Source organism: Pseudarthrobacter sulfonivorans (assembly GCF_024391045.1).
Lineage (GTDB): Bacteria > Actinomycetota > Actinomycetes > Actinomycetales > Micrococcaceae > Arthrobacter > Arthrobacter sulfonivorans_B.
In genome coordinates this window covers 107,579-117,714 of record NZ_JANFCZ010000012.1, presented here as the reverse complement: position 1 = coordinate 117,714, position 10,136 = coordinate 107,579, and the positions used below count along the sequence as shown (strand labels likewise).

Below are 10,136 nucleotides of genomic sequence, written 5' to 3'. Positions count from 1 at the left end.
CAATTCAACCAATCCAATACAATAAATTGGTATCAACAAACTTGGCACACTATTGAGTTCTCAAACAACAGACACACCCGGCACCACCACAACAAAAAACCATCATGGATCGCTCCGGAGCAACCTTCCAAACATACCCGATTCCCCGCCCCGACACAAATCCATATTCCAGGACCCGCGCCGGCAGGAAAACAATCCCGACCACTTCCGAAGCGCTCTAAAGCACTACCAGAATCTGGTCTTGAATTGAGGGGGTTTGACCGCCCGCGGTAACAAGCTCTTCGCTGTTCCCCTCGCGGCGACTTAGAAAACAATACACGCCCCACACCCCCACCGCAAATCCACCCGGAAACGGGCCGCTTTGCCCGCATCCCGCGGCAAAACCGGCCACCACACACCCAGGGCGCCACCCGACGTCGAACATTGCCACCGTGCCGTGCCCCACACCCCCGGCACATTAAACGCAGACCACCTTCAGCGCCGAACGCCTTAAACGCAGAAGGGCCGGCAACCAATTGGTTGCCGGCCCTTCTCAAGCAGCTGGAATCAGCGGTGCTGAATTACCAGGAAGACTTGGTGATGCCCGGGAGCTCACCGCGGTGAGCCATGTCGCGGAAGCGAACACGGGAGATACCGAACTTCTGGAAGGTACCGCGGGGACGCCCGTCGATGATGTCGCGGTTACGCAGACGGATCGGGGACGCGTTGCGGGGCAGCTTCTGCAGGCCGAGGCGTGCAGCTTCGCGTGCTTCGTCGGTCGAGTTGGGGTCAACCAGGGCCTTCTTCAGCTCGAGGCGCTTGGCAGCGTAACGCTCAACGATGACCTTGCGCTGCTCGTTGCGAGCAATCTTGGACTTCTTAGCCATGGTTTAGCGCTCCTCTCGGAATTCGACGTGCTGGCGGATCTTGGGGTCGTACTTCTTCAGGACCATGCGGTCCGGATCGTTACGACGGTTCTTACGGGTTACGTAGGTGTAACCCGTGCCCGCGGTCGACTTGAGCTTGATGATCGGACGTACGTCCTTGTCCTTTGCCATTAGAGCTTCACCCCACGAGCCAGGATCGAGGCGACGACTGCGTCGATGCCGCGTACGTCAATGGTCTTGATGCCCTTTGCAGAAACCTGCAGAGTGACATTGCGGCGCAGGGACGGAACCCAGTAGCGCTTCTTCTGAATGTTCGGATCGAACCGACGCTTGTTGCGGCGGTGCGAGTGCGAAATGCTGTGCCCAAAGCCCGGCTCGGCTCCGGTCACTTGGCAGTGTGCTGCCATGACTTCTCCTCAAGAATTGAATGTAATGGTCCGCATATCTGCTGCAGGACCATGCGTCTAAGAGCGACCCAAAGTGATCAGGGTGAACGGTTAGTCACGCAACTTGAGCCCCTAACTACCGGCTACCCTGGAGAAAACTACCGGGCCACCGGAGCAATTGCGCACGCTCCGCGCACTTAGCGCCCACCAAGTCTACGAGTTGAGGCAATTAAAGACCAATCCGAGACGAAGGGTGTATAAGCGATTCCGGCACTTTACCCGGGTTCACAGCCCGCAAGCCCTGGTTTTCACAGCAAAATGAAAGCTTCCGGGCGCACATTTGATGCATGAAGACACAGCTCCTGCCGGCCACTCCGGCGACAAGCCGCTCCGGCCACGCCGGGCTCCCTTCCAGACCGCCAGCACCCCGCAGCCGGGCCAACGTCGGCAGCCCTGACCGGGGCCGCTTCGCGCGGCAACACCGGGAACGGATGCTGCGGGCCGACCTCCTCACCGTGATTGCGTGGGCTTCGGTGGCCGCGGCGGTGGCCCTTTGGTTGGCCGACGGCGGCGCGTCAGCAGTGAATTCGCCGGCCGCGTTCCTCACGGCAGTGGGAATCGTCGCCGGCCTGGCGGGCATGGACCTTGTCCTGCTGATGCTGCTGCTCGTGGCGCGCATTCCGTTCATCGACCAGACGGTAGGCCACGACAGGGCCTTGGAATTCCACCGGAAACTCGGCAAACCCTCGCTCTACCTCCTGCTGGCACACGGCTTGTTTATTGCCATCGGCTACGGGATGGCCGAGGGGCTGGACCCCGTCAGCGAGTCAATCGCGCTGTGGACCTTGGTCCCGGACATGTGGCTCGCCTTCGTGTCCATGGCCCTGTTCATCGCGGTGGTGGTGACCTCACTGGTGGCCATCCGTCGCCGTTTCCCGTACGAATTCTGGTACGCGGTGCACCTGCTGACGTACGCCGCCGTCGGAACCTCCCTCCCCCACCAGTTCAGCGTGGGCGGGCTCTTCGCTGAAGGCACATGGCAGCGGTGGTACTGGCTGGCCATCTGCATCGTCACCGGCGCCGCCCTCCTGTACTACCGGTTTGTTCAACCTGTGGTGGCCACCTCGCGGCACCAACTGACAGTCAGCAGGGTCACCGGTGTTGCTCCCGGTGTGGTGAATATCGAAATGACCGGCCGGGAGCTGGGGCGGCTGGCCGGGGCCGGCGGGCGGTTCTTCGTCTGGCGGTTCCTGGCACCCGGCCTGTGGTGGCATCCGCACCCCTTCAGCCTGTCCGCCGAACCCGCAGCATACGGGCCGGACGGCACGGGCACCCTCCGCATCACGGTCCGAAACCTGGGCCGCGGATCCGCGCAGCTGGTGCGGCTTCGCCCGGGAACCAAGGTGGCTTTGGAAGGCCCCTACGGCTTGTTCAGTACTGCGGCCAGGAGCCGGGACAAGGTGGTGCTGATCGGCGCCGGCATCGGCATCACCCCCTTGAGGGCGCTGCTGGAGACGACGCCGTTCGCGCCCGGCCACGCCACCGTCATGCTTCGCGGCCACAGTGAGCAGGAGCTGTACCTCAAAGACGAAATCTTCGAACTCTGCCGGCAGCGCGGTGCAAAGCTGTTCCACGTCACCGGCCCCCGTGCCCGGTGGGACTCCGCAACCTGGCTTCCCGACGACGCCGTCCGCAGCGGCTACAGCCTCCCGTCCTATGTTCCCGAGCTCGCCGACGCCGACATTTACATCTGCGGGCCTGTTCGCTGGGCGGGCAACGTCATTGCCGATGCCCGCGCCGCCGGTGTGCGGCCCGGGCAGATCCATCACGAAAGGTTTGACTGGTGAAAGCACGAGGAGCACTGTCAGCAGCCATTGCCTCCGCGGGAATCCTCCTGGCCGGCTGGCAGGCCGGAGCCCAGGTGGCAGGGGTCAGCACCACCAACAGCAGTACGACGGCGGCGGGAACCAGCGGCGCCGGAGCCTCCGGCGGTGCCGCGGCGGCGTCGGGAAGCAGCGGCACGTCCGGTTCCTCTGGCACCTCGGGTTCCTCGGGCACCTCTGGTTCTGCGGGTTCTTCGGGTTCCGGCACCTCCGGCAGCGCCTCCGCGGCGGGGACCTTCAACGGCTCGGTGGTGCAGACGAGATTCGGTGCCGTACAGGTCCAAATCACCGTCAGTGCCGGCAAAATTTCCGAGGTCACCGCCCTCCAACTGACCGACGACGACCGCAAATCAGTCCAGATCAGCAACCGGGCCGCGCCGCTCCTCCGCAGCGAAGTGCTGGCGGCGCAGTCAGCCAAGGTCAAAACCATCAGCGGAGCCACGGTGACCAGCGGCGCGTACCTCTCCTCCCTCCAGGCAGCCATCGATGCCGCGCACCTCTGAGAACCCCGCGGTCGGCGCACTGCCCAAGGCGGCCGTCTTCCACTCCATGGGCACGGTCATCAGCCTCACGATGGCCGCCGCCCCCGGTCCGGGAGGGCACACAACCAGGGATGAGCTCGAAGCGGCGGCCGCCGTCGTCGAACGCGTCTTCCTTGACCTGGACCGGACCTTCAGCCTGTACAGGGAGGAATCCGAGGCAAGCAGCCTGGCGCGTGGCGAGCTGTTACTCCGCGATGCGTCGCCGGGCATGCGCGCACGGTACGCGGAGGCGCTGGAGTGGCGGCTGCGGACGCACGGGGCTTTCACGCCGGAACGGCCCGACGGCGTGCTGGACCTGTCCGGCCTCATTAAGGCTTATGCCATCCAGGAGGCAGGAACGTCGCTGCTGGCCCTCGGGCGCACGGACTGGTGCCTCAACTCGGGCGGCGACGTACTGGTCAGCGGTTCGCCAACGCCTGGCAGCACCGAACCTTGGGACGCCGGGATTGTGGATCCTTTGGACCGCGGGGCGTTGCTGGCCGGCTACCCGCTGGGCGGACGACGGCGGCACGCGGCGCTGGCGACATCGGGTTCGGCGGAGCGGGGGGACCACATATGGCGGCGGCCCGGTGAGGCCTCCGGCTTCGTGCAGGTCTCCGTTGCCGCCGCGGACATCACCACCGCCGACGTCCTGGCCACGGCGATCGTGGCCGGCGGCATTCCAATGCTGGACCGGGCAGCCGACGGCTGGGATGTTGCGGTGCTGGCGGTCCGCTCGGACGGAACGCTGCTGGCGACGCCGGACTTCCGCCGTTAAGTAAGTCCCGCACCAGGTCCCGCGCCGGGTTCCGGTGCCAGAGTCCTGTGCCCGGCCCGGTCAGAGGTGGGTGAGCCGGCCGTACTTGGGCGACAGGCCGTCGCCGGAGGACTTTCCGGCGACCCGGCGGACCACCCACGGCCCGGCAAATTCACGGACCCAGCGGGCGTTGGCACGGATCGCTTCGGCCCGGCTCAGTTCGGGGACGGGGGTCATGGGCGGGACGTCGATCGAATGGTCATGTTCGAGGACCGTCAACACCCTTTTGGCCATGTTGGCGTGACCGGCCGCCGACATGTGCATCCGATCCTTCGCCCACATGCCCCAGTCGTAGTACTCGCTGAACCGCCAGTAGTCCACCAGCAGCGCACCGTGGTCGCCGGCGATGCCGCGGACCAGTTCGTTGTAGATTGCCGTGCGTCCGCGCATAGTGCTGAACACCTTGGATCCGCGCGCATCGAAGCCGGTGAACACCACCACCTTGGCTCCGGTGGCGGTCAACGTGCGGATGCCGGCGTCGTAGTCCTGCAGCAGATCGTCAATGTCTATCCTGGGCCGGAGGATGTCGTTTGCGCCTGCGTAGATGGTCACCAGAGTGGGGTTAAGTTCGACGGCGGCATCCACCTGTTCCGCCATGATCTGGCGCAGTTTCCTGCCGCGGATGGCGAGGTTCGCGTAGCCGAAGCCGGGATCGGCCGCGCCCAACTGCTCAGCCACGCGGTCGGCCCAGCCACGCACACCGTTGGGACGCGTCGGATCATCATCGCCGACTCCTTCAGTGAAGGAGTCACCAAGGGCTACATAGCGGGTCGAGAAGTCCATTGCGCCAGTGTGCCATCCGTTGCCGCGAGCAACCAAGAATCAGCTTTCGCGGAGGATCCAGTGGGCGTCGTCGAGCCGGGCCACGATCTTTTCCCCGATGCGGGCCAGATCGTTGACATCGCGGTCCGTCAGCGCGTCCAGGAACTTCGTGCGGACTGCCTCCACGTGCCCGGGTGCCAGCGACACCAAAGTGGCCATCCCGACGTCGGACAGGTGCGCGGTGGTGACACGCGCGTCACGCGGGTGCGGGCGCCGTTCCAGCCAGCCGCGCTTTTCCAGCTTGGACACCACGTGCGAGAGCCGGGACAGCGAGGAGCTGGTCCGGGCTGCCAGCTCGCTCATGGGAAGAAAATGCCCCTCGGCCTCGGACAGCATGGCCATGACGTTGTAGTCGAACAGGGAAACTTTGCCGGCGCTGTGGAGTTGGCTGTCCAGGGCGGCAGGTAGGAGGGTGTTGATGCTCAGGATCGCCAGCCAGGCACGGCGTTCGTCGGCGTTCAGCCAGCGCGGTTCGGTCATGAGTCCATTCTAGGAGAACTAACTCTTGACAGTTCAAGTGCACCGTCCGCGCGCCGGTAGGCTGGCCTTATGTTTGTTGTGTCGCTCACGTACAAAGTGCCCGAAGACATCGTTGACTATCACCGGCCCGCGCATATGGCCTGGGTTAAGCAGTCGTTCGACGACGGCGTGTTCCTCGCGTCCGGACGCCTGGTTCCGGCGGTGGGCGGCGTGCTGCTGTCCAAGGCCAGCCGCGCCACACTCGACGCTGCGTTGGCCCGCGACCCGTTCTACAGCAACGGCGTGGCCGAGTTCGAGGTCATCGAGTTCACAGCCACCACCGTCGCCGAGGGCTACGAAAACCTGTTGGACGCTTAAGTCCTTCCGGCCTTTTCGCGTTTCTCCGCCAGCTTCCTGAGGCCGCCCTTCCGCGGCACCTTGACCGGCTCGGGCCAGCGCGGGCTCAGCTTGTCCCCCAGGGTGATGCCCCGGATCTTGCGGCCAAAGAGCGGCAACACCCAGTCGTTGACCCAGCGCCGCTGTGCCTGTTCCCACTCGCGCAGGCTTGGCCTGGGCAGCGGTTCCCACTCCTTGGGCTGGATTTTGTGCGGCACACCGAGCTGGTCCAGCACCTGCCCCGCAAGGTATTTATGGCCGGCTTTGGACATGTGGAGCCGGTCCGAGTCCCACATCCGCTGGTCATGGAAGGCGTCCAGGCACCAGTAGTCCACCAGCACGGCACCGTATTTGGCAGCGATGTCCCGCACCCGCTGGTTGTAGATGGTGTTCCGCTTTTTCAGCAGCTCCAGCACTGCCGAAACCTTGACGTCGAAACCCGTGAACAGGACCACCGTCGCTCCGCTCCCGGCCAGGCGCGCCACCAGCTTTTCGTAGTCCTCCATGAGAACGGCCATGTCGGTGCCGATGTCCAGGATGTCGTTGCCGCCGGCGTACAGCGTGATCAGGGCCGGCTTCAGGGCCAGCGCCTGCTCCAGCTGTTCGTTCACCACATGGCGCAGCCGCTTGCTCCGGATGGCCAGGTTGGCGTATTCCCAGCCGGGGTTGGCCTTGGCCAGCTTCTCGGCCACCCGGTCAGCCCAGCCCCGAACCCCGTTGGGCAGCCGCTCATCCCGGTCTCCGACGCCCTCGGTAAAGGAATCCCCCAAGGCAACAAAAACGCGCCGTCCGTCCTGGGGCAACAAAGGATCACCAGCCACCCCGTCACCCTAGCCACCCAAAGAGAAGCCAAGGTTAACGGCCAGCAACAGGAACGGCGAGAGCGTCGACAAAAACCCGGCGTTAAGTGCGAGAGCGTTGCGTGCGAGGGAGGGAGGCATCCGGCAGCGTGCGTCTAACCGAGGAACGAGCGAGCGCGCCGAGGATGCATCCCCTCCCTCCCGCTCCAGACAGCATTAGCCTTCGGCCTTGCCCTGGCGCCAGTACCCCATGAAAGCCACCTGCTTCCGGTCGATCCCGACGTCCCGCACGAGGTACCGGCGTATGTCCTTGATGACGGCGGCCTCGCCGGCGATCCACGCGTAGAAGGGCATCGCGCCGGCTGGCAGGGCTGGGTTGCGGCTGGCCCCGATCGCGGCAGTCTCCATCCGCGCGGGGGTCTCCCAGAGGATGTCGCGGTCCACGTTGACGTTCTCGGGCTCCGGGCCTGCGCCGCCGTCGGCCGCTTTGATCCCCACCCAGCCGGGCACGGGGACAGCCGCGCGCACGGCGTGCTGCAGCAGTTCCCCGTGCGGACGGGAGCGGCCGATCGCGGCGCCGCGGGGCAGCCAGGTGATGTCGACGTCGGCCGCTGTCTTGAGATCCTGGAAGTCACCTGCTTCGGGGACCTCCAGGAAGGCGTGGCCGCTCATGTAGGACGGCAGGCTTTCGAGGATGGCGGAGATGGCGGGAACGGCGGTTTCATCGCCGGCGAGCAGTACGCGCTCGGCCAGTCCCGGGCGCCATTCGATGCCGCCGTAGGTTTCGGCCGTGCGGCACTGCGCGGCGCGGTTGTTGGGTCCGATGATGGTGAGGGCGTCACCGGGCCGGGCGTGCTGCGCCCAGGTGGCGGCGGGCCCGCTGTTTTGGTTCACGTGCCCGGGGGCGTCGAAGTGCATCACGAAGTCGACGTCGATTTCCGGGTAGACGGAATCGAGCCGTGAACCGCGGACGGTGTAGGTCCGCATCGAGCCGCGGCGGGCGGGGTCCAGCGCGAGCCATGCCTGGTACCAGCCGGACTGATTCATGTTGAAGGCGGGCAGCGGGATCTGCTGCCCGGCGTTGTCGAGTGAGGGGACCATCAGCTTGATCCGCAGGTCCAGGGTGTCTCCGGATACGCCGAAGTCGCGCAATGAATATCCGCCGAAGGTGATGCGGCGGAAGTTCGGGCTGAGGTCCTGGATGGAGGAAACTGTGACGTCGAAAGCCAGGGTCATGGGCTGGGTGGGGGCGGTCTCGCGGGTCTTCATGAAAGGAGCTCCAATTCGTTGGCGATGACGTGGTGGCGGCCGATCGGAATGATCAGCGGGGTCCCGGACACGGGATCGGGGATGACCCTGGACTCGAGTCCGAAGACGTCCAGGACCAGCTTTTCGGTGACAACATCGTTGGGCGCTCCGAGTGCCACGATCCCGCCGGCTTTCATGGCGATGACGTGGTCCGCATAGCGTGCGGCCAGGTTCAGGTCGTGCAGGACGATGGCAACCGTGGTGCCGCGTTTGCGGTTCAGGTCCGTGACCAGGTCCAGGACTTCCACCTGGTGCGCCAGGTCCAGGTACGTGGTGGGCTCGTCCAGCAACAGGACGTCGGTTTCCTGGGCCAGTGCCATGGCGATCCAGACCCGCTGGCGCTGCCCGCCGGAGAGCTCGTCCACGTTCCGTTCCGCAAGCTCAAGGGTGGCGGTCGCTTCCAGCGCGCGGTGCACCGCGTCGTTGTCCTGGGCTGACCAGCTGCGGAAGAAGCCCTGGTGCGGATACCGCCCGCGTCCCACGAGATCGCGGACAGTGATGCCGTCCGGCGCTGTGGGGTGCTGCGGGAGGAGGCCCAGGGAGCGGGCCAGTTCGCGGGCGGGGCGGGAGTGGATGTCCTTTCCGTCCAGGGTGACCACGCCGGCGGCGGGTTTGAGGAGGCGGGACAGGCCGCGGAGGAGGGTGGATTTTCCGCAGGCATTGGCGCCCACGATCATGGTCACCTTGCCCTCCGGGATTTCCGCGGTGAGGCTCTCCACCACGCAGCGCTGGTCGTATTTCAGCGTCAGGTCCTGTGCGCTGAGAACAGCCATGTCAGGCATCCTTTCGGTTGGCCGTGATCAGGAGCCACAGCAGGAACGGGGCACCGAGGGCGCCGGTGATGACGCCGACGGGCAGCACGGTGCCGTCCTGCACCAGGGGGGCAATGTTGGCGGCAAAGTAATCGGCCGCCAGGACAATCAGCGAACCAACAAGGGCCGACGCCGGCAGGCTGGCTTTGTTGGTGATGCGCCGGGCGATGGGACCGGCGAGGAAGGCGACGAACGCTACGGGGCCGGCTGCCGCCGTCGCCACCGCTGCGAGTCCGACGGCGGTAATCACCACGGCGAGGCGGGTGCACCCGACGCGGAGGCCCAGCCCGGCAGCGGCGTCATCGCCGAGTTCCAGGATGCGCAGCGGGCCGGAAAGGGCGATGACGGCCGGGATCAACACCAGGAGGGCCAACGCGAGCGTTCCGGCACGGTCCCAGTTGGCGGAGTTGAGGGACCCGTTGAGCCAGACGAGGGCGTCTGCGGCGGTGCGGATGTCGGCCCGGGTCATCAGGAAACTGACCACGGCATGTAGGGCCGCGGCGATGCCCACCCCGGCCAGGATGAGGCGGTTCCCGGCAGCACTTCCCCCATTGCCGGCCCCTGAGCCAAGTGATCCGCCGCAGGAGATGGCGTAGATGAGCGCCGCAACCCCGAGTGCTCCGCCGAGGGCTGCACCGGAGACCGCCGCACCCGAGGCCCCGAAGACCACAATGGCAGTGACCGCCGCCGCGCTGGCACCGTAGCTGATCCCGATCACGTCCGGGCTGGCCAGCGGGTTGCGCAGCATGGTCTGGAAGAGTCCGCCGGCCAGCCCGAAGGCCACCCCGATCATGGCGCCGATGACGGCCCGGGGAAGCTTGTTTTCCATCACGATGAAGCTGGCGCCGGGAATTCTTTCGCCGCCGGTCAGGTGGGCGGTGAGGATTTTGAAGAAGTCGGGAATGGTCACGGTGTAGCTGCCCAGCAGGACGTACGCCGCCAGCATGAGGACGACGGCGGCGGCCAGAAGGGCGGCCCGCCAGTGTTGCTCTATCAGTTTTGGTCGCCAAAAACCGTTTTTAGGAACCGGAAGTGATAGAGCAACGGAGGGTTTGGTGTTGACGAG

Annotated in this window: 13 protein-coding genes; 4 read left to right on the top strand and 9 right to left on the bottom strand. The window is 65.6% G+C overall.

The genetic code is table 11. The annotated features are described in order from the left end of the window. Positions 1-560: 560 nt before the first annotated feature. Genes rpsN through rpmB form a run of 3 tightly spaced genes read right to left on the bottom strand, consistent with a single transcriptional unit; the run spans position 561 to position 1,273 of the window. Complete coding sequence (gene rpsN / locus NQJ30_RS10255; RefSeq protein ID WP_164204161.1) at positions 561-866, bottom strand: 30S ribosomal protein S14; 306 nt, start codon at positions 864-866, stop codon at positions 561-563. Between the two features lie 3 nt (positions 867-869). After that, the gene (gene rpmG / locus NQJ30_RS10250; protein ID WP_013602737.1) at positions 870-1,037 is read right to left on the bottom strand and encodes a 50S ribosomal protein L33; all 168 of its coding nucleotides are present in this window, start codon (positions 1,035-1,037) and stop codon (positions 870-872) included. Further along, positions 1,037-1,273, bottom strand: a complete 237-nt coding sequence (gene rpmB, locus NQJ30_RS10245) for a 50S ribosomal protein L28 (protein ID WP_124090838.1) — start codon at positions 1,271-1,273, stop codon at positions 1,037-1,039. The genes rpmG and rpmB overlap by 1 nt, the downstream gene beginning before the upstream one ends. Positions 1,274-1,599: 326 nt before the next feature. Between rpmB and NQJ30_RS10240 the strand changes: the two genes are divergently transcribed. From NQJ30_RS10240 to NQJ30_RS10230, 3 genes are read left to right on the top strand one after another with little or no spacing between them, the layout of a single operon-like run. Next, positions 1,600-3,099: a ferredoxin reductase family protein gene (locus NQJ30_RS10240; protein WP_255769812.1), complete on the top strand. Its 1,500-nt coding sequence runs from the start codon at positions 1,600-1,602 to the stop codon at positions 3,097-3,099. Beyond that, complete coding sequence (locus tag NQJ30_RS10235; protein ID WP_255769811.1) at positions 3,096-3,638, top strand: FMN-binding protein; 543 nt, start codon at positions 3,096-3,098, stop codon at positions 3,636-3,638. The genes NQJ30_RS10240 and NQJ30_RS10235 overlap by 4 nt, the downstream gene beginning before the upstream one ends. Then, on the top strand, positions 3,622-4,434 hold the full coding sequence (locus NQJ30_RS10230; RefSeq protein ID WP_255769810.1) for an FAD:protein FMN transferase: 813 nt from the start codon (positions 3,622-3,624) through the stop codon (positions 4,432-4,434). Before NQJ30_RS10235 ends, NQJ30_RS10230 begins: the two co-directional genes overlap by 17 nt. A 60-nt stretch (positions 4,435-4,494) precedes the next feature. On the opposite strand, the gene NQJ30_RS10225 is transcribed toward NQJ30_RS10230, so the two are convergent. Both NQJ30_RS10225 and NQJ30_RS10220 read right to left on the bottom strand, forming a co-directional pair. Beyond that, the gene (locus NQJ30_RS10225; RefSeq protein ID WP_255769809.1) at positions 4,495-5,256 is read right to left on the bottom strand and encodes an SGNH/GDSL hydrolase family protein; all 762 of its coding nucleotides are present in this window, start codon (positions 5,254-5,256) and stop codon (positions 4,495-4,497) included. Positions 5,257-5,295: 39 nt separating this feature from the next. Then, positions 5,296-5,775 (bottom strand): MarR family winged helix-turn-helix transcriptional regulator, encoded by a 480-nt coding sequence (locus tag NQJ30_RS10220; protein ID WP_255769808.1) that lies wholly within the window; start codon positions 5,773-5,775, stop codon positions 5,296-5,298. 69 nt (positions 5,776-5,844) lie between these two features. On the opposite strand from NQJ30_RS10220, the gene NQJ30_RS10215 reads away from it, so the two are divergent. Then, complete coding sequence (locus tag NQJ30_RS10215) at positions 5,845-6,132, top strand: YciI family protein (RefSeq protein ID WP_255769807.1); 288 nt, start codon at positions 5,845-5,847, stop codon at positions 6,130-6,132. Here NQJ30_RS10215 and NQJ30_RS10210 read toward each other — a convergent pair. The 4 genes from NQJ30_RS10210 to NQJ30_RS10195 form a co-directional block, all read right to left on the bottom strand. Further along, positions 6,129-6,971 (bottom strand): SGNH/GDSL hydrolase family protein, encoded by an 843-nt coding sequence (locus NQJ30_RS10210; protein WP_255769806.1) that lies wholly within the window; start codon positions 6,969-6,971, stop codon positions 6,129-6,131. The two genes, NQJ30_RS10215 and NQJ30_RS10210, sit on opposite strands and share 4 nt — an antisense overlap. A 195-nt stretch (positions 6,972-7,166) precedes the next feature. Then, positions 7,167-8,219: a siderophore-interacting protein gene (locus NQJ30_RS10205; protein ID WP_255769805.1), complete on the bottom strand. Its 1,053-nt coding sequence runs from the start codon at positions 8,217-8,219 to the stop codon at positions 7,167-7,169. After that, positions 8,216-9,031, bottom strand: coding sequence for an ABC transporter ATP-binding protein (locus NQJ30_RS10200; RefSeq protein ID WP_255769804.1), 816 nt, complete (start codon positions 9,029-9,031; stop codon positions 8,216-8,218). The genes NQJ30_RS10205 and NQJ30_RS10200 overlap by 4 nt, the downstream gene beginning before the upstream one ends. Before the next feature lies 1 nt (position 9,032). Beyond that, positions 9,033-10,016 (bottom strand): FecCD family ABC transporter permease, encoded by a 984-nt coding sequence (locus NQJ30_RS10195; protein WP_255769818.1) that lies wholly within the window; start codon positions 10,014-10,016, stop codon positions 9,033-9,035. Positions 10,017-10,136: the final 120 nt, after the last annotated feature.

What these genes read in the sequence shown, in the direction of transcription:
- rpsN (WP_164204161.1), bottom strand. Translation starts at nt 866, where the DNA reads ATGGCTAAGAAGTCCAAGATTGCTCGCAACGAGCAGCGCAAGGTCATC.
- rpmG (WP_013602737.1), bottom strand. Translation starts at nt 1,037, where the DNA reads ATGGCAAAGGACAAGGACGTACGTCCGATCATCAAGCTCAAGTCGACC.
- rpmB (WP_124090838.1), bottom strand. Translation starts at nt 1,273, where the DNA reads ATGGCAGCACACTGCCAAGTGACCGGAGCCGAGCCGGGCTTTGGGCAC.
- NQJ30_RS10240 (WP_255769812.1), top strand. Translation starts at nt 1,600, where the DNA reads ATGAAGACACAGCTCCTGCCGGCCACTCCGGCGACAAGCCGCTCCGGC.
- NQJ30_RS10230 (WP_255769810.1), top strand. Translation starts at nt 3,622, where the DNA reads ATGCCGCGCACCTCTGAGAACCCCGCGGTCGGCGCACTGCCCAAGGCG.
- NQJ30_RS10225 (WP_255769809.1), bottom strand. Translation starts at nt 5,256, where the DNA reads ATGGACTTCTCGACCCGCTATGTAGCCCTTGGTGACTCCTTCACTGAA.
- NQJ30_RS10220 (WP_255769808.1), bottom strand. Translation starts at nt 5,775, where the DNA reads ATGACCGAACCGCGCTGGCTGAACGCCGACGAACGCCGTGCCTGGCTG.
- NQJ30_RS10215 (WP_255769807.1), top strand. Translation starts at nt 5,845, where the DNA reads ATGTTTGTTGTGTCGCTCACGTACAAAGTGCCCGAAGACATCGTTGAC.
- NQJ30_RS10205 (WP_255769805.1), bottom strand. Translation starts at nt 8,219, where the DNA reads ATGAAGACCCGCGAGACCGCCCCCACCCAGCCCATGACCCTGGCTTTC.
- NQJ30_RS10200 (WP_255769804.1), bottom strand. Translation starts at nt 9,031, where the DNA reads ATGGCTGTTCTCAGCGCACAGGACCTGACGCTGAAATACGACCAGCGC.
- NQJ30_RS10195 (WP_255769818.1), bottom strand. Translation starts at nt 10,016, where the DNA reads ATGCTGGCGGCGTACGTCCTGCTGGGCAGCTACACCGTGACCATTCCC.